The following is a 19,762-nucleotide window of genomic DNA, read 5'->3' as shown; positions in this document are numbered from 1 at the left end:
AATCCTTTAGTCAATGGTTGCAATGCACTTCAATTCAATGGCAATCGGCGTGGGCAGGCAGTTGATTTCAAGTGTGGTGCGGCAGGGCTGATTGTCTTTGAAATATTCTTTGTACAATTCGTTGTACGTAGAAAAGTCATCTTTCATGTTTGTTAAAAATACGGTGACATCAACGAGGTTGTCCCATGAAGAGCCGGCCTCTTCTAAAACATAACGCACATTTTGAAACACCGAATGGCATTGAGTTGCGATATCATAAGAAACGATCTGGCCCTCGGCGTTCAACGTCACGCCGGGAATTTCTTTTGAGCCTCGCTTACGCGGACCCACGCCTGAAAGAAATAGCAGCTGGCCCACTCGGCGAGCGTGGGGATAGGCGCCCACGGGTTCAGGCGCTTTTGAGGAACTAATAATTCCTGAAATTACACTCATTGCATTCTCCAATTTGATTCAATCAAAAGTCCATTTCAACACCCCCATGAGGGGTTGCCTAAAGCTTCATGTCTTGATGCACACATTTTTTACTTCGGTAAAAAAGCGCAAAGCGTCCTCGCCCCCTTCGCGACCTACACCAGAATCTTTCACGCCGCCAAATGGGGTTCGAAGGTCCCTCATCATCCATGTGTTTATCCACAGCAACCCTGAATCCAGGCGGCGGGCCAGTCGATGGGCTCGGCTTAAGTTTTCTGTCCAGATGCTTCCGGCAAGACCGTATCGCGTGCTATTGGCCCATTCCACCACTTCATCTTCGGTTTCAAAAGGGGTAATTGTGGCCACGGGTCCAAATATTTCTTCTTGGTTTGTGCGACAGAAGGCATCCAGATTCTCGATGAGTGTGGGTTGCATATAATATCCCTCTTTAAGGGGACCATCGAAAAACACTCTCTCGCCCCCACAAAGTATTCGACCGCCTTCATTTTTTGCCAGATCAATGTAACGTAATACTTTTTCAAGATGGTCTTTTGAAACTAGGGCCCCTTGTTGGGTGTCTGGCTGAAGCGGATCGCCCTGGGTTAGACTTCGAACCCTATCGATCAGTGCGGATTTAAAAGGTTCGTAAATCTTTTTTTCTACAAAGATTCGCGATCCACAGAGACAGATCTGACCTTGATTGGCAAAGCTCGAGCGTAGGGTGGTGTTCACGGCTTCATCAAACTGGCTGTCGGCAAAAATAATATTGGGATTTTTGCCGCCCATTTCTAAGGAGAGTTTTTTAAAAAGAGGTGCGGCGTCTTCAGCAATTTTTTTTCCGGTCTCGGTGCTGCCTGTGAATGAGATGGCTTTTACAAGGGGATGGGTGTTCAGGGTAGGGCCAATTTTTTGTCCTTGCCCATGCACCATGTTTAATACACCAGCAGGTAGGCCCGCTTCTTTAGCCAAGTGACATAGCCAATAAGCCGACATGGGAGTGATCTCTGAGGGTTTTGCCACCACTGTGTTGCCTGCAGCCAATGCCGGCGCGATTTTCCAAGTGAGCAAATAAAGCGGCAAGTTCCATGGGGATATACAGGCCACCACACCTAAGGGCGAGCGAAGAGTGAAGTTCAAGGCTGTGCCGTCCATGTCATAGCTTTGACCAGAGAATTGCCCGATGGCATCGGCGAAGAACTCAAAATTCTGTTGGCTTCGGGGTATATCAATACTTTTGGCCACTGACAGGGGTTTGCCGTTATCCGTGGATTCTACAGTGGCTAAAAAAGGAGCGTGTTCACCAATCAGTTGAGCCAGTCGTCTTAGTATTTGGCTTCGCTCACGCACAGGGGTGTTGGCCCACTGAGGGAAAGCTGTATGGGCCGCCTCCACCGCCAGCATGACATCTTCGCCCGATGAGTCGGGCAATGAGCCATAGATTTGTCCGGTTCGCGGTGAATAATTGTCTAAAGTAGCTCCATTTTTGGCGGGCTGAAATTCTCCGGCAATAAAATTAAGTATGGTGTGAGTTTCTTGCATATAGAATTCTTGTAGCAGACCAGTGCTCTATCGATAAACAGACTTTTCTGTCACACCCAGTCATCCGGCGTTATTCCCTCCCTTTTCATAAGAAAACGGGCGTCGACAGTTTATAAGGGGCAGCTCAAGAGCGCCGCGGAGTGTATTGTGAATCTGAAAATAAATGGGTGGAGCCACCGAAACGGAGCTTGTGGCCGAACCCTCTGGCCCGCCCCTGTTCTTGGATTTGGCGAACCTCGTTGGCTATGGTGTTTTGTCTTGTACCCCATGCTTTTTATGAATATCGTTGCGGTCCATTGAGAACAAAAGGTGTAAGTCATGGATTCAAATCTTCGCGAACAGATAGCCAGCGACCTCAACAGTGCACGAGTCAATCAAGCTCCAGTGGAGCAATTTAGTGAAACGATTTCTGATTTTCAAACTCGCGATGCCTATGTAGTACAGGCCTTGGGATTGGCATTTCGAGAAAAAAATGGTGAAGCCCTAGTGGGTTGGAAGATGGGCCTCACATCCGAAGCCAAGCGGCAGCAAATGAACCTGCATTCTCCACTTTACGGCGGGTTGACTGACAAGATGGCCCTTGAAGATGGGGGCGAGTTTCAATTAAAAAATAGCATTCACCCAAAGGTTGAACCAGAAGTCGCATTTTTAATGGGTGAGGATTTATCCTATCCCACTACCCGCGAAAAGGCCCTAGAGGCCGTGAGTGCCGTGTGTCCGGCCCTTGAGATATTAGATTCTCGATACAAACAGTTTAAGTATTTTTCATTACAAGACGTCATTGCTGACAATTCGTCCTCTTCGCATTTTGTCTTGGGCAATTGGCGAGAGGATTTCTCCGAGATAAATCTTGCAGACTTGGCTATGGAAATGACCATTAACGGCGAGACGGCCGGTGAGGGAAACTCAAACGCCATATCAGGTGATCCCATTATATCAGTGGTACAACTGGTTGAGTTGTTGCACGAAAATGGCCAAACACTAAAGGCAGGTCAAGTGGTGCTAGCTGGCGGAGCCACTTCGGCCGTGGCGCTAGAGCCTAATATGAAAGTGCAACTCGAGGTGGAAGGCCTAGGTTCGGTAGGATTTCAGGTAGGGGAATAACAAGTATGATGTTCATAGCGGAGTCGGCTAGCTTACAGGCGGCAAGAGCATTTGATGAAAAAGACCCATTTTCTCGGTTTCGCCGGGAATTTGTATTCCCAAAAACTCAAACTGGCGAAGACCAACTCTACTTTGCCGGCCATTCGCTGGGACTGATGCCGGTTCGGGCGCGTCACTATGCGATGGAAGAGTTTGATAGCTGGGGACGATACGGTGTTGAAGGTCATTTTTTGGGCGAACATCCTTGGTACTCTTATCATGAATTCTTAACAGAGCCGTCCGCGCGCCTTGTGGGGGCAAGACCTGACGAAGTGGTGGTGATGAACTCACTCACCGTGAATTTACACTTGATGATGGTGAGTTTCTATCGGCCGAGCAAAGAACGATTTAAAATACTTATAGAGAAAAACACCTTTCCTTCTGATCAATATGCCGTGGACTCGCAAGCGCGTTTTCATGGGTTTGATCCCAAACAGGCCATAGTAGAGGTTGAGCACGACAGAATTATTGAAACAATCTCAGAGTTGGGCTCCTCGTTGGCGTTGGTAATGCTGGGAAATTGCAATTACTTGACGGGCTACAAATTCGATATGAAAGCCATCGCCAGTGCGGCTCATGATGTGGGGGCTTTAGCTGGTTTTAACTTGGCCCATGGCGCCGGCAATCTTGGTTTGTCGTTACATGATGACGGTGTGGATTTTGCTGTGTGGTGTTCTTATAAATATTTAAACTCTGGGCCTGGCGGACTTGCGGGATGTTTTGTTCACCAAAGGCATTTAAATAAAAAAGATATTCCGCGCTTTGAAGGTTGGTGGGGTACAGATAAGTCAAAGCGGTTTCAAATGTCGAGACAGTTTCAGGCTATGCCAACGGTCGAGGCTTGGCAGCTCAGTAATCCACCCATTTTGCCGATGGCGACCTTACGGGCTTCTTTAGAGATCTTCGATGAAGCCGGAATGTGGGCCTTGCGAGAACGGGGCGACCGCCTCACCACTTACCTGGAATATCTGCTGAAGACAGAATGTGCTGGCGCTTGCGAGATAGTGACTCCAGAAAATAGGGGTTCCATGCTTTGCGTGCGCATAAAAGGGGAGCCAAAAACTTTGGCTAAAAAACTCTCCGAGGCGGGAGTTATTGTGGATTTTAGAGAACCAGATATTTTGCGAATGGCGCCGGCTCCGTTGTATAACAGCTTTGAAGATGTTTATCGACTTGTTGACGCTATCAATGGAGGTCTCAATGGCTAATCCTTCTTCAGTAAAACACATCGCCATTGTGGGTGCGGGCCTGGTGGGTTCGTTGTTGGCCGTTTATATGCGAAAGCGGGGTCATTCAGTTAAAGTATTCGAGCGCCGGCCGGACCTCAGAAAAAACATTTTAGATGGGGGCCGATCAATCAATTTGGTGGTGACCTCCCGGGGCATTCACGCCCTTGAAAAGGTGGGACTTTGGGATAAAGTCAAAGAGCAAACTGTTTCTGTGCGTGGCCGAATGATGCATGACCTCAAAGGCGAAACCACGTATCAGCCTTATGGTCGAAATGATTCAGAATGTAATTATTCAATTTCAAGAACTCACTTGAATCAAATGCTGCTGCACGAGGCAGAGATCGAGGGGGCTCAGTTGCACTTCGAATGTCCCATCTTGGAAATGGATATAGAGAATTCGACTCTGAGATTTGAAAGTGGCTCAGAAAAATTTGACCATATCTTCGGTACAGATGGCGCCGGTTCAGTGGTGCGCAAACAGATGATGAGTGCGTTACAAAAACGGGGTGTGGAACAAGTGAATACGCTTGAACCATTGGGAGCAGGCTACAAAGAACTCACACTGCCTGCTGCTGGCGCCGGAGAGTACGCTCTAGACAAAAACGCCTTGCACATCTGGCCCAGAGGGCACCATATGCTAATGGGACTAGCCAATCTTGATGGCTCTTTTACAATGACGCTGTACCTACCCGAGGCGGGCCGTGACAGTTTTGAAGAAGTCAAAACGGCGGATCAGGCCTTTCAGTTTTTTAAAGAACAGTACCCAGATGCCGTACCTTTAATGCCAAATCTGGCCACGGAGTACAGTGAAAATCCGCAAGGTTTTCTCGGCACAGTGAGATGCGCTCCGTGGGTTTTCAAAGATAAAGTGGCGCTCTTAGGAGATGCCGCCCATGCCGTGGTGCCCTTTTTTGGACAAGGTATGAACTGTGGGTTTGAAGACATCACTTACCTGATGACGGCACTGGACGAGTTTTCAGAGGATTGGGAGAAAGCGTTTTTAACATATTTTGAACGCCAGAAGCCCAACGCCGATGCCATTGCCGATATGGCCATCGAGAATTTTATAGAGATGCGAGATCGAGTGGCCGATGATAAGTTCCTGCTGCGGAAAAAAGTGGAGCGGCGTTTAGAACAAGAGCTGCCGGAACTTTATCGAACTCGCTACGCCATGGTGACCTACACGTTGGTTCCATATGCTGAAGCAAAATCCAAGGGCATCGAACAAAATAAAATTTTAGATCAGCTCTGCGCCAATATTAACGACCCGTCCCAGTTAGACATTGAAGCCGCAAAACAACTTCTTCTTTGAGGACTGTTCGGGCCAAACGGTGGGTTTTAAAGAGTGAAAGGCGAGTGCCAGGCCGGCCCCAGACCTAAAAAGGCACCTTAACCTGTTGAAATCACTTAACAGTAGTTTCTGTTTTCTTTTTGGTCCAATTACCACGGCCCAAAGAATCAAAAAGCGATTTTTAATTTGGTTTGCATAACCTCTGCCCCTGAAGAGCAAGTGCCGAGCAGAAAAAGTTGTGACGCAAAAATCTAAAACGTCGACTGTACTATTGGAAAATAAATAGACGTGCCGCGGGTTTTGGCCGCGGCAAAAGTAGCGGTAAACGCAATCACGTCCCACCAGGTGTGTATAAACACGCTTTCTTCTATGGACCAATGGTTTTGGTGGGTGATCCATCCAAAATAATATCCCAACGCAAATTGCCAAACCGGAACAGTCAACTCCGCATTAATGTGAAGGGCGGCAAAGACTAAACTCTGTGCAGTATTGCTCCAGAAAAAGTTATTCCAAGAATCATACATGTAGGGAAGCAGGAATCCGCGAAACAAGGCTTCTTCTCCTACGCCCGCACCGTAAGAAACTGACCCAATAAACAGTGAGTCACCGATATTTATGCCCCTATTGCCTGCTTCAAAACTGGTGGTGGCCGCCAGTAGGCCGATGGTGGCAAGAGGAATCAATGTGGTCATTCTTTTTAAATTTGAAAAGGCAAAGGGAGCTAGAATCACATCCTTCATTTTTTCGCGATGAGGGTCGATAAATGAAAAACGATCAGTATGGTCTTTGTGCCAATGCACCGAGGTTTTAAAAGCGTGAAGGGCGCTAAGACCACCCATGGTTTTATAAATGGCATCGCCAACAACGATTTTCTTGATGGGATCTCCGGCTTCTGCAAAATCTTGAGGATTGATCAAAGTCTCAGTGCTGTCGGCGACCTCACTCAAGGCCGAAATCTGCAAGGCCGTAGCCAACAGGGCGCCCCCTGAGTAAAGCGCCGCTGATTTGTGTTGCCCCTCGATCCACTGATTGATCCCGGGAGCAAAAAAGCTACCCATGGCCGGCCAAAAGGCATTTCGTTTTCGGTGTATGCTCTGGTCATAAGAGGTCTTAAAGAATACGGAGTCGTCTAACTCACTCGACTGGGCCCAACTCACTGTTGCGAACAAAAAACTGAAAACAAATAGTGTGAGGGGCGCCTGGCGAAATTTAATTTTCAAAATGGAGCTCCTAAAAAACGAACTAGTTTGACGCGGCACGATCATAATGCTTCATCTGGTTTGCGACGCATTTACCACGAGTGCTCAATCTGGGCTCGCGTTTGCCAGTGATTGTTGAAAGTATTTTAGGTAATTGAAATTTATTCATCTATATAGTGAAAAGTGTGTTGTGACATTTATTTATTTTTGGTTGCGTCAAGTAGACGGTTTTATTAAAAGCTTCCTCTATCAATACACAACGGGTTGGGTTTAAAGAGGGGAAATTCAGTTAAAGTAAAACTTTGAAACAGTTTTTTGATTTGCGGTGTGAATCCTGGGATTTGGTTTCTCTGTATTTATTTAATCGACTTCAATTTCTTCAAAATTAATCTCAAGTCATTACTAACACATGGTGGGGTTCATGTATTTGTTGAGAGCGTTTGTAGGGGTTGTTGTTCTGCTGCTGTTGGGATCTTCTGTTTTTGCCAATGACGGTGGCGACGAAAAATCAACGGTGGGCCCGGGTTTAATTTTGCCAAACTGGTGTCAGCAGGCGTTGGCTAAAGACACTCCTGATCAGGCATTTAATGCAGAAATACAAGAGGTTCCGTTTTCTCGACTGGTGACTTCAAGCAAAGAAGAGAATCTGCTTGTTAACGCCCCTTTGTTAGGTTTGAGCGCCGAGCAAAGATTGTTAGCATTAGTGCGTAAAGGACGCGTGGAGTCCGGTGTGCAATTGCGGCACATTCCCCATCCAGTGACGTTGTATCATATTTTCAGCACGCCCAGCGAGTTGAATGGTTATAGCGCTATTGTGCAACAAGAAGAGTCCATTGAAAAATTAGTGATGACTCTTGAAAACTCCATATTTGCAAACAGTCGAAGTATTCCCGTGTTTATTGGGCCAGCGGCCACAGGTAAGAGTCTGTTTCTCAATATTTTTCGTTCAGCATTTCGGTATGCTTCGAAGAATGATCCAAAGTTTCAGTATTGGTCCTATGACTGGCGAAATCTTCGCCGTGACATGATCGATGGCGAACCTATTTTAGGATTCAAAACACTTATTCAAGACACCATTCCTGCGGCCGTGAATGACTCACCACTGACATTGTTGCCCGCCGAAGTGCAAAAGCGGGTGCTGCATCTTGCCGACCAAGAACTTCGAGAATTCAATGTAGGAGATCCGGATCCTTTGTTAGAGCCAGCCTGGTCCAATGGTGGAATCAGAAAAATGGTGCTTCAACATTACCGGCGTAAGTTAAAGCGAGATTTAACAGAGCGGGAAGTTTTGGCCATTCTGGATCACCACACTCGTCTGCGACGGGTCATTGTGGGCGAAGACAAATCCATGCCACAGCTGGACTCACCACCAAAAGACATTCGTTCTAGAGAAATTTTTGGAGGCGTGGAGCCGCAAAGAATGGCCACGTTAGGGTCTGAAAACCCATCTATATGGGTGCCCGGGATTATCCCGCATGGCCACGGATTTGTTATTTTTTGGGATGAGATGCTCCGCTATCCAGCAGATGTTTTGAACTCGTCGTTGGGGGTTGCCCAGGATCGTGTGTTGCGCTTTGGAATGTTGCCAACCACGCCTCTGAATATGTTTATTATGGGAGCGTCAAATTTAGAGAATCTTGATCATTTGGAAAAGTCGCCAAAAAGTCGGGCTTTGTTGTCTCGAATCGAACGTATTCGTATGCCTTGGTTGACCGATCCCCATGCCGTAGCAGCCACCATTTTTGAAATGGCCGGACACGGAAATTATTCTGTACGCTCCTTGGCAGATGCTCAGGCGGAACGAGTGGTCTTACCTCGAACAGAACTGTTTCCGCGAATCAAAAGAGGCATGAAGCCCAAGGGCACTGACGGTCGCTACGAGGTATGGTTTGGTGATGGCGAGTATGAAGTCCACCAAAGTCCCTATGTGATGCTGTTTATGGGAGCTGTGGCCTCAGTCACGCGGATGAACTTCAATGCTGAAGAGGCGCGGAAATATTCTTCACAAGGCATAGTAACAAGTCCGGTTTATACAGACGAAGTGCAAAGAATTCGCTTCAAATTGGGAGAAGATTTAGGATTGGGGCCCGGGGCCGATAAAGCGCTCAAAGCCCTGTCTGAGCACACCAATGACGGTGATTTTGGTTTGGATCAGCGTGATGTGAAGAAATGGTTTGACCAAGTTTTGGCCAAAGCCCGCCGTCGCGAGTCTCGCGAAATGACTTTGGTGGATGCGCTGGAGTCTTTTTATGAGATGATGAGAAGAAAAGAGCTAAACACAAATGCCTCTTTGGAGACCCGCCAGCACTGGGCCACTCAGGCTAAGGCGCTATACGATGAGGTTTTCGTACGCATGGTGCAAGACGATGTTATTCAATCGTTAACTCCAGACGATCAAGTGGGACCGCTCTATGTGCGAGCGTGGAAAATTCTTGAAGCACTATCTGTTCAAGATGGCGCCGAAGAGTATGAAGACCTCAACACGGGGTACACCATTCGATTAGACGATGAACGGCAATTTGTCGAAGATCTTAAGAAGTCTTACAAGCAGGCCAACAGCAGTGCAGGTCTTGACGAGAGGGCCATAAACACAGTGCTACGTTACAGCAACGTAGATTCAGCATTAGAAGATCCTACTGCAAGACATCCGGGGTTGGTAAAAGCGATTAAGCATATGTTGTTGAGCCAAGTTTTTAATAGCTCTGTTGGAGTGATTATTCGGCAGTTGGCGGACTCAGTTCACAACAATGATAACCAAAGTACTCAAGTGCAGGGGCACTTGAGTACCTATCTGCAGGGAATGCGGGCGAAAGGTTACAGTGAGGCCGGCGCGAGAGTGGCCATTGACATGGCTGCTGGACGTATTGCTATTTCGACCACTTTAGAAAAACCCGAGGAGCAAAAGTAGCTCATCGGAAATGGGGAATGTATCTATTGCATTTGTTCGGGGGGAAACGAGCGAGGCGATAAGAAGTGTTTTTCAAATTTAAACTGATTTTTAGTCTCATAGTCATGCTTGTGGCATCTTTGGGGCATGCCAACACGGAACACCAGATCCATTTAGAACAGGGTGTACCGTACCTTGTGGTATATGAAGATTCCGTAAAGACCACGCAGCGAGATTTGGGTGTTCATGTTAGGTCACTCGACAGTGAAAGCATGGTGTGGAAGAAAATCCTATCAGGCCATGTGCTCGTAGATCCACGGCGGGGGCCGCTGTGGCGCCTTGCTGAAGTGGCTCGGCGTACAGATCAATTTGAGTCATTGATCGTTCGCGAGGGTCGGCTTGAACTTATCAATATACTAAGCCACGAAGACGATAAGAACTCCTATGTTCGACTAGGGCAGGGTGACGCTCAAGTCATTGACCCCGTAACAAAAACGCCAGTGCATGTGCCGCAAATTCGTAGTGCTAGTCATATTCGAATTTACAATCGGTTTGTGTCTCTTGAATCTGGCTTTGGCGAACTGGTTGTTGTGTCCATTCGATTGCCCGAGGACAGCCCTGTGGGAGAGGGAATGACCGTGGCTCTCCTGGCTTCTGCTAATGGCAAAGGTGAGTTGTCTGTTTTATCGTCGCCGATACTTTTAGATTACAAATTTCGGGAAGTGGGACAACTTGAGAGACTGATTTACGCTCAAGGTGGCGAGTTCAAACTAAAGTCAGAACGAGTGTTGCAGGCCATGTCCCAGCCAACTATGCACGATCCCGATGTGTTAAAGAGGTGGAGAGGTCAACTGCGGGAAAATAACGAAGAGTGGATAGATTCACCCAACGAACCCAAAATTTACGTGAACATCCATGGTCAGACGATTATGCCAGAGGAAGTGGAGGGCACAGCTCTTAGCATCAATGATATACAAATTCGAGAATCGTACAGCTTTACTGGCGCATCCTTTGTGAAAATCAGATTTTCCGGTCAGAGCCAAACAGATGAGTATGTGCTGCCCGGTCGCCTCGATCGAACCGAATCTGGGAATCCTTTGAATCTTTGGTCGTACACCAAATCACATGTTTTGGTGTCTATAGATGGCGCACCTCATCTCATCGAAAAAAGAAGTCGTGGTACAGCCTTGGTGACGCCGATGCCGGGTACCCAGCTCTCCGCCGTAAAAGATCTAAATTTTTTAGTTGTGGGCTCCGATGATAAAAAGGCTTTGATTATTTCTAGTCGCATGAAAGACACGGGCCAAGCTCACACTCAGATTGTTAAAATTGAGGGATATGTTTCAGACAATCCAAAAATTAGCGATTCATACATAATTGATCATCATCACTACTCGGGCCTTGATTTGCAAATGCGAACGTCAATGGATAAGGACACTCGTCGCATTTTATTTGATGGGTTTACGGATAAGAATATTTCAAACCCAACGGCCTATAAGTTGAAGTTTGATGGATACGGTCCGCAAATAGATGTTTTTGAATCCACACGGGATGATTTGAAGCTGACTTATCTGAGGCCTTTGAGGGTGGATGAGCTGATTCCCAAAGTTTTGGATTTTAAAAAGTTCTCTGATGAGAAGAATGAAGAGTTAGGATATCCGAGAGCCACGGGTTTGCATTTTAGAAATGGACAAACCATGTTGGGGACCCCGATTCGTCCCACATCGGGCACCAAAATGTTTTGGGACCAGCAGGTCATAAAAAGCTCCCTACCAACGGATGACGCCAGTGGAGAGTGGCAACACCCGGCTACGGCCACACTTTTGGTTTTGGACAGTAGCTTCGGTCAAAGCGATGAAGTGGATATAGTACTCGTAGTATCGCGCCTGCAAGACAGCGTGGCCGTGAAGGTGGGCCAAGTCTTCCGGGAAGAGCTAGATGATATTTACATGCGTATAATTCCGGGGCGAACTCGCGAGGGGTTGTTTTCGGTGTTGCAGGGAAAGCGAGATGCCAACAATAGTGGCTATGTCCGCGTGGCGCCGTACAAGTTTGCTGCAGATCGAATTACAGTGAGTCCTAAAAAGGACGACGATTTTAATAAGGCTCATCTCATTTTGGTGAATAGTGGTAACGGGTACATAGTGTCTAACGTAGGCTTAGATGAAGCAGAAGCCTTAAACAGAATCCAGTATATCTCAGATATTTCCCATCCTTTTTTCTCGTTGACGCCCGAGCACGATGTTGAAAGTAAACAATTTAAGGCGATATCGTTGCTGTCTGATAGAGAACTGGCTCCCGTTGATTTTCGGGGAGCTAAGTTAGAGAGCTACTTTGACATTGTAAAGGGAGTGAGCCCCAATAGCTTTAGACGCAATCGCTCTGCCCTATGGAAAGTGTTTAAAAACCATTTATTTGGTTCTCCCACTTTAGAGAAAGTATCAGAATTGTCGACTGCAGAAGAGCGGGAAAGTTTTTTGTTTTCACGTGAGTTTGAGATGATAAATCAACTGGTTGAAGGTCCTCCCGAACATGTGATGTTGGTTGTGCCCGATCAGTACAAAGAACAAATCTTTGATCTCATACTGCAGCGGTGGATGAACTCTGAAAACGAAAGTGGATGGAGTCGGAAAAATAAGGGATTTGAACTATTTATTTTTGGCGAAAAGAAGCCAACGAATCAACAGGAACTGATCGAATACCTCAAATCCATTCCCAAGGAAGTTGGAAACAGTCAAAAGCCATTTTTGTTGGCTGATGGTGATCGCGTCATTGATCTGGGGCGGTTGCGGGGAAAGGCAAGTAAGAGAACCTTTAGAGTGTCAGATCGGACAGACGAGAATGGTGAGCGAATAGTCAGAGATGACGATGACAGAGTGATTGGTGAATCTGACTTTGTATTAAATGGTGATGGCATGGACTCGTCTCTGGACGTAGTAGACGAGATTCTTGATGCTACAACGAATAAACAATCTGAGTATCCCCATGCGTGGATGTTTTTAGGGTATGAGGGAGAATTTATTGAATACCCAAAAATAAAAAATCAGTCGCGTAAGACCTTTCCAATTTTAATGATTGTTTCAGAAACGGAAAGATCACTTCTTGTGGATGAAGAGGCCAAGGAAGAGGTCTCTTTTGGTCTGTTGAGCCATTTTCGCGAAGTACATATCGACACGCCAGACTACGAGTTGCAGAAACATTGGGTAGAGATGGTTTTAGATGACCCCAGTGTAAAGGCAATGAACTACTCCTACGATGCATCGATGTTGCACCGAAAGGGAGAGGAACTCCCGCCGGAGCAGGCTCGAGCATACATTGTCGATCACCTAGCTTCGCAAGTGAATGAATTGAGTGCAAAAGAAAGCAAGAGTATCTTGATCACTCTGGGACGAGTGCTGTCGTCGTTTAGCAACACGTTGTTAGAAGATCCTCGCGTGCGGGATCGGCGAGTGGTTGATGCGTCGGTGATTCATGAGCTTTTAGCCAGAGAGTTCAATGTGCGCCTTCAGCCGGAATACATGCCGGATGGGGACTACTTGTCCATTTTAAAGCGAGATGATTTTGTTAGGCTTGTTTTTGAAAAAACAGGGTACAATAACTTTAAAGACGTTGGTGTGTTGCGAGACCTAATTCTGCAGCAATCCTTAGGCGAGTCCAGCCTTTCAGTGGGGTCGTCGTTTATTTTTGCCGGTGAGCAAGGCGTCGGAAAAACAGACCTGATTTTATCTGTAGCAAAAACTTTAGGCTTAAAACCCTACGATTATCGTGCGGATTCTATTTCAATTTCTAATAACGATTCCAATTTCTTTTTCATTAGAGGAAATGAGCTGGCTGACAGTTCCGCGCCCGGCTTTGTAGACGGCAAAAAGCTGCTCGATCATTTACATCACTTTTTGACGTTACCCAATGGATACAGGGGCTTTATCGTCATAGATGATGCTTTGCAGATCCCGGAAGCCACACGCCACAAGCTATTGCAATTTATTAGATCGCTTCAAAGTTTAAAGCCTGGTGAGAAATATCGAGTCACTTCAACGCTTGGAAAAGAGCCGAAAACGAGAGAGTTCTCCCCAGGAAATCTAATTATTGGCGTTACTACGAACGTGATAAATGATTCTAGTAAAATTGAGCGAGTGCAGAAAAACAAAGATACAGATCCCACGTTGGCCGATATTTTAGTGGCCACGCTTGGGGGTGAGGGTGTTTCCTTTGATCACTCGTCGGTGGATCGTTTTGGTCTGGTACAGACTATAGGTCATCCCCCATGGGCTAAAGAAACTCGATTCATTGATCAGCTCACCGAGCAGAGTAGTCGTCGCTTTGAGCGCGGTGAGTACTTTTTAGTATCGCCCCTTTTTGTAAATCAAGTGGCTCGTCAGTATCAGGGAACTATGAATGGCCGCGAATTTGGCACAAAGGCGCCGGCTGCGGTGTCGCGCTACTTTTTATCGCAACGTCGTCGTGAGAATGGAGCCTATGTGGTTTTGCCGCGTGATGGACTCGGTAAAACAGCACTTGGGACTGGGAAAAAGAATCAAAAGCAACATGGTTCTGGAATAAACGACTTTGTAGAAGATGAGAGCTTGGTATTGCCCCTGGCAAGAAGTACTGAAGCCCAGCTGTATTTTCTAGATGCTATCGTTGATGCTTTTCGTACTCGATTGCATGAGGCATTGCTTGGTGCTCTTGAGAAATCACCCCAGTTTTCGGGTAGTCAATTTAAGCAAGAACAGTTTGTATCGTGGTATCAACAGGCACTGTATGATCATTTTTTGCAAAAACCTCGCGTAGCTTTGGATGCATTGGCATTGGACCCGACTAAAATTGGTATCGTTGATCCATTCATGCGAAATGAGTTCGAGCAGGTATTGGGCAAGTTATCTCCTGAGGAGCCGTTTTTTCCAGCGATCTTCGGACGGCGCACTTCTGGATATATCGAGCGGCGGGCGTTTTCAGAAGAATATGTGGAAGAGGGAATTTCTCGGGGGCATGTAAATACTAAATCCGTCAAAACCCTGCTTGGAAAAATGCGACCGGCCTTGGCTAAAATCATTGGAGTTGGCACTTACGATAATCTTCCAAGTGGTTTATCAACTGAGCAATGGGTAGACAACCTTGATGGCATGCCTGAGGGAATTTACCGGCGATTGTACGCTGATCTTTCGGACGAAGTGCTGCATGGTTTTCAAAATTATCTCGATGAAATTACCTCTGATGAGGTGTTGGAGTATCACAGTAGTCATGGGAATGTGGGTATGCTCAGCTTTTATGATATGGCCAGAACTTATTTTTATGTGATTGATAAGGCCATTGCCAGGTTACCTTGGAGTTACACACTGAGATTTCTGAGCGCGTCTCTTGAGCGGGTCACAGATGACATATCCTTAAAGGGTCGCCCGGGCATTCAGCGATTTTTGTTCAAAGATAACGGTTCGTTGCTTCGGCCGGTGAGCCACGCTCATATTGTTCAAACCCTGGGCGAGTCGAACTTGAGACGTTCGTTGAGTTCTAGTGTGGCAAAAAGTAATTTGCTGAATTTTTCTTCTAAATGCCGACTGATGTTGACCACCGGAGAGGATCATTGATGAAAATATCTATGGTAGGGATGCTTTTTGTAGTGAGCCTCTGGGGAAGTTTGGGGTTGGCCCACAGTGATGACCTGGACAGTGATCTGGGAAAAGAAACCTGTGAAGAGGTTTTGTTAAATTCAGGTCCTGTGAAGTTTGTGGCCAGCGGGCTGAGCAATGAAGAAATGGCGCCCCTTAAACAGTCAGCCCATGAGGTCATTCAGACCTTGCTTCCTGTGGGATACAGTTTTCCTCCTCATCGAATGATTTTTACCGACAATTCGGATCTCAATCACTTGATGGCTTCGTTTGGTCACGTGGTACCTTGGTGGATGCCTGGGTTTCAAATTGACCGCTCCACTCGCGCGGGCAATTCCACCTTGGAGTTTGTGGAATCAAATGGATGCTCCCATTGTACGTCAATTTATCGGGGCGAAACTCCACATGGCGAACAGAAATCCATTATGTATCATGTGGCGGGCCACATCGACTTTTTTGAAAACTCAGTTTGGTTCAGAGATCGGGCTGTGGATCGGTGGGGTTCGGGTAAGAAAATTGCCGAGTTAGTCGATGAGCTCATCACAAATCACGATGAATCCGAAGTTATCGAGTTTTTGCAGAGAATGACTAGTATGTCCGAACTGGTGGACAAGGTTTACGGGAGCTGGGATGCGCCCGCTAAATTTATGCGCAATGATGTGCGGCTGGATGAGATGCTTTCTCTCAAGCAAATTCGAAGTCGATCTGGGCATGATATTGTCACTCAAGGTCGCTTCCCCAGTAAACCCACGGCCAGTGGACTGTCGTTCTTTTCAGCAAACCTCCCTGAGGGGAGCCCTGAGTGGCAAAAGAAATTGGCCTCCTATTTTGAAGAGTATAATCGAATGGGTGCTGGATTTTTTCAGTCGCAGTACATGAACGAAGGTTGGGCCACTTTTTCTCAGTTTTTAGGCCCTCTTTTAAAAGATAAAATTACCACTGACGAGGCGTTGTCGCTGGCCACCCTCACTTGGTGGACGCACCACATTCGTCTGGCTGATCCGAAGACCCGAAAGAATGAGTTTCAATTCGCCAACGTCTATTACATGGGTCGTCAAGCTTGGATGCGAAAGTTTGAAAAGTTTCAAGAAAGACCAGAAAACCAAGGGCTATCTTTAAAGGAAATGGCGAAAAAGTTTGTCAAAGAAGCCCATCACGATATGCAATACCACAACGATGAGTCATTTCTTCTTGAAAACCTAGATCACGAGTGGGTGAGTAAGAATAAGTTGGTGCTAGGTCGGGCAGCGACGGAAGATGAAATTCCAAAAGATGCAGAACGCGATGCCAGTTACATAAAAGTATTGGCTACTGAGAGAAATTATCAACGTATCGTAAAAAAAATTGTACGAGAACATGCCCATCGATCATTGCAATTTCCTCGAGTGCTAACCATGGACAGCTCACTCAACGGTGACAGTTTTCATTATCGGCATCATGTGTATGGTGATATTCCTTTGAATCCAGCCTTAACACCCATGTGGATTTTCGAGGCGGCCCGAGCTCACCGAAAACCCGTGACTTTTGACACCGTTGTGCCTCGAGAGTGGTACGATCAGGTTTTTCAGCAGTTGGATCAAAATGGTGTGGAGGACCCCAACAATCCAGGAACGTTTCTCTCTGTAACCGAGGGCATGTATCCGGTGATGCCGGTGCGACTGCGGGTGACCCCCAATGGGAATGTTCGTGCTGAAGTGATGGTGCGGGCTTCAAATAAGGACTACAAGCAGATTATGGAGCTCAAGCAGTCGGGCCAAATATCAGCTGCACAAGCTCAAGATGCGCTCTTTAGGATTGTTTATTTTAAAGAAGATCCCAGTTGGTTTACGCAGTGGTCGCCTGGCGTGGATTCAAGAGCTGATTTTCCAGAAGCTGAATTTATTGAAGACACCTTGATGACAAACACCATGCGGAACTACGTTCAATACTACATTGAAGATCAACTTCTTACAGATTCGGACCCCATTGGTGACAGTCAGTTGGTCGCACAAAAAGATGTTACCTTAAGCTCGTTGCCCAGTACCCGAACCTCTTTTGAAGAAGGTGGCGATTTGGCTGCCGAGCTAGCCAATTCAGGAATGGGCCATTTGGGTGTGTCCTTTGGCGTGGCCACGGGTGGCTCGCGGGCCCTTTTAAAATTTTACACTTTGGTTAGAAAACGACAGGCAAGAGTTCTGGAGTTGGCGTTGAGTGGAAAAAGACCGATCCATCGCCAACAAGGGGGCGTGGCGTTTCAAATTGTGCCTATTGTCCCTCGTCTCGCCTTTGATGACAGTGTTCGGAGAAGGCGAACTATGAGCTTGGGGCCAGCCCCTGTGAGTGGCGCATTCAATTACGATTTGCCGGCTGAGACCGATGATGGCACGCAGATTTTTCAAGGCGACGTGGTCGAAGGACAAGTGGTTAAGGGCCCAAAGAATGATGGTTCTGGACAGGGTGAGGGTGAAGAGGGCGACGACTCATCGGATCCAGGAGATGATCCGTCATCCAACCCGGGCCAAGGGCCTCACAGTGGGGGAAATCAAGAGACATTTATTCCGCAAGAGGTTTGGCGCAATATCATTACGGCCAATTTAGAGCTGCCGGTGATTCGTCGCACAGGCGAGGGTGAAAATGAGCTGTTGACCGAGTTTTGGTCACACTCGAAACAGATGTTTAATGAGCCACTAGATACCGAGCAAACCATCGAAACTTATTTTGAAAATGGCATGGCCCAGTTTATGGCTGAAAATCCAGACTACTTCGATCAAGATCTCGGGCCAGATGATGTTCAAAAATTTGTTTCAGAGGTTTTGCGAATGGGTGTTGAAACCACTGACCCAGACGACCACTGGTCTATCGTTAAAGACGAAGAAATGGAGCCTGCATTTAAAGTGATGATTCATTTTGTGATGGATCGCTCAGGCAGTATGGGTGGTAAGCCGTTGGCGCTGGCTAAGGAGTTTGTGGATACAACCAAGCATCTGCTACGCCGCCGCGGGGTCATTTTTGAGTCTCGATACATTCACTATGACACAGAAGCTGAAGTGGTAGAAGAAGAGGACTTTTTCAATGCCGGTATGGGCGGTGGAACCGCTGATGCCTCCGGCATGAAACTGGCCAACGAAGAAGTGGCCAGAGTGCCGACTGACGAATTTATTCAGTATGTTTTTATATTGGGTGATGGAGACTCTACAGATGAACAAGAGGCCTCGCATGAGCTGCGAAAGCTCGAGCGACAGGCGGATTATGTGGGTGTGGTGAATATCGATGTGTACAACCGAGGCGCTGAGCGTGGCAATTTGCCGGCCTACAAGCGAATCTTAGGCCCGTCAGAGACGGGTGATTTGGTGATTATCGACGAAGGGGTACCATCATTTTACAAAGCCCTTCGCCAAATATTCCGTCAGCGAATAGGCCCCGATGATGAAGATTAAAGGAATGATCCAAATAGCAGCATCCCTAGCTCCATATTTTTGGTGCTAGGGTTTTGTGCATCATCAAAATGAATTTGCGGGTTCAGGGTTAGAGCTTTACCCAAATTTAATTGTAAGCCGGCAGAGACTCGGGAGTTATCATCTTGAGTCTTCGTCCAGTCAGTGCCATTGCGGTGGCTTTTGTTCATTTGATAGAAGGCTTCAAGGGTTACAACATCGTTGATCTTGTAATTGATGCCCGGCCACAGCCAAACTTTAAAATCTTTTTGGCCTGTGGGATTCTCATAAAAATAGGCTCGAATAAAATTCAAAGACCTAAAAGACCAGCGCGTTTCACCAAATTTATAAGTGAAAATAGAAAGGCTGCCAGGGGCTGTGATCAGAGTTTTCTTTTTCGAATAGTCTGTGGCCGGTATGTAAGTGTTAAGGCTCAAATACAAATTGGCCTGCTTTGAATTGTAAAAGCGGCTATTCGAATAACCCACTTTCGGGTCATACCAGGTAAAGCCCTGACCGTTGCCATCCACTACCGGTGCCAGCACAAAAATGGGCTTTACGTAGAGTTTTCCGCCACCGCTCAGCCGATAACCCAGCGTAAGCTCGTTTTCTAGTTGGATGGGACGAGTGGTTTTTTCACCTTCTGGCGTAGATTGATAGGCTGAGAAATTGCCAATGGTCGGACCATAAAGAATGCCAAAATATCCCACGCTAAATGGCGAGGTTTTTTTTGCCGAGGAAATCGTAGAGATTGAAGGCGTAGACGTTGAGTCAGAGGGCGTGGCGGCCAATGCGGTTGACTCGAAGATAAGTAAAAACGTGAACGAGGCGATCCCAGCGGTCAACACAGGCAAAAAACGACGATACATAGATTTTTTCTCCTTGGATTTGAGCGGAATGGGTCATGTGATACTGCAATGTGTAAATACAGTCAATTTGAAGATAGTGAGACTTCGGAGAGAGTGGTGTGACAGCCTAAGCTGAAAACCTGTTCATTTTGATTTCAGGACGCTAGCCCATGGGCTAGCCCCCGGTTGTCGCAGG

At 46.9% G+C, this 19,762-nt stretch carries 10 protein-coding genes; 6 read left to right on the top strand and 4 right to left on the bottom strand.

Annotation, left to right across the window (positions count from 1 at the left end):
- Window positions 1-6: 6 nt before the first annotated feature.
- Window positions 7-432 carry a RidA family protein gene (locus H6626_06255; GenBank protein ID USN48691.1) on the bottom strand — a complete coding sequence of 142 codons (426 nt, stop codon included), beginning with the start codon at window positions 430-432 and terminating at the stop codon, window positions 7-9.
- Window positions 433-498: 66 nt separating this feature from the next.
- Window positions 499-1,950 carry an aldehyde dehydrogenase gene (locus tag H6626_06250; protein ID USN48690.1) on the bottom strand — a complete coding sequence of 484 codons (1,452 nt, stop codon included), beginning with the start codon at window positions 1,948-1,950 and terminating at the stop codon, window positions 499-501.
- Window positions 1,951-2,268: 318 nt separating this feature from the next.
- Between H6626_06250 and H6626_06245 the strand changes: the two genes are divergently transcribed.
- From H6626_06245 to H6626_06235, 3 genes are read left to right on the top strand one after another with little or no spacing between them, the layout of a single operon-like run.
- The gene (locus H6626_06245) at window positions 2,269-3,054 is read left to right on the top strand and encodes a fumarylacetoacetate hydrolase family protein (protein USN48689.1); all 786 of its coding nucleotides are present in this window, start codon (window positions 2,269-2,271) and stop codon (window positions 3,052-3,054) included.
- Window positions 3,055-3,059: 5 nt separating this feature from the next.
- Complete coding sequence (kynU, locus tag H6626_06240) at window positions 3,060-4,301, top strand: kynureninase (GenBank protein USN48688.1); 1,242 nt, start codon at window positions 3,060-3,062, stop codon at window positions 4,299-4,301.
- Complete coding sequence (locus tag H6626_06235; GenBank protein USN48687.1) at window positions 4,294-5,634, top strand: FAD-dependent monooxygenase; 1,341 nt, start codon at window positions 4,294-4,296, stop codon at window positions 5,632-5,634. Before kynU ends, H6626_06235 begins: the two co-directional genes overlap by 8 nt.
- A 230-nt stretch (window positions 5,635-5,864) precedes the next feature.
- Here H6626_06235 and H6626_06230 read toward each other — a convergent pair whose 3' ends face one another.
- Window positions 5,865-6,833, bottom strand: a complete 969-nt coding sequence (locus H6626_06230) for a CPBP family intramembrane metalloprotease (GenBank protein ID USN48686.1) — start codon at window positions 6,831-6,833, stop codon at window positions 5,865-5,867.
- Window positions 6,834-7,233: 400 nt separating this feature from the next.
- On the opposite strand from H6626_06230, the gene H6626_06225 reads away from it, so the two are divergent.
- From H6626_06225 to H6626_06215, 3 genes are all read left to right on the top strand, one after another.
- Entirely contained in the window at window positions 7,234-9,720 is a 2,487-nt protein-coding gene (locus H6626_06225) for a hypothetical protein (GenBank protein ID USN48685.1), read from the top strand.
- Window positions 9,721-9,785: 65 nt separating this feature from the next.
- Entirely contained in the window at window positions 9,786-15,284 is a 5,499-nt protein-coding gene (locus H6626_06220) for a hypothetical protein (protein ID USN48684.1), read from the top strand.
- Window positions 15,284-18,721 carry a SpoVR family protein gene (locus H6626_06215; GenBank protein USN48683.1) on the top strand — a complete coding sequence of 1,146 codons (3,438 nt, stop codon included), beginning with the start codon at window positions 15,284-15,286 and terminating at the stop codon, window positions 18,719-18,721. Before H6626_06220 ends, H6626_06215 begins: the two co-directional genes overlap by 1 nt.
- On the opposite strand, the gene H6626_06210 is transcribed toward H6626_06215, so the two are convergent.
- Entirely contained in the window at window positions 18,718-19,587 is an 870-nt protein-coding gene (locus H6626_06210; GenBank protein ID USN48682.1) for a hypothetical protein, read from the bottom strand. The genes H6626_06215 and H6626_06210 overlap by 4 nt on opposite strands.
- Between the last annotated feature and the right edge of the window lie 175 nt (window positions 19,588-19,762).

The sequence above is a fragment of the Pseudobdellovibrionaceae bacterium genome (assembly GCA_023898385.1).
Classification (GTDB): domain Bacteria; phylum Bdellovibrionota; class Bdellovibrionia; order Bdellovibrionales; family UBA1609.
The sequence above is the reverse complement of the archived record's forward strand: the minus strand, read 5'-3'. Positions and strand labels throughout refer to the sequence as shown.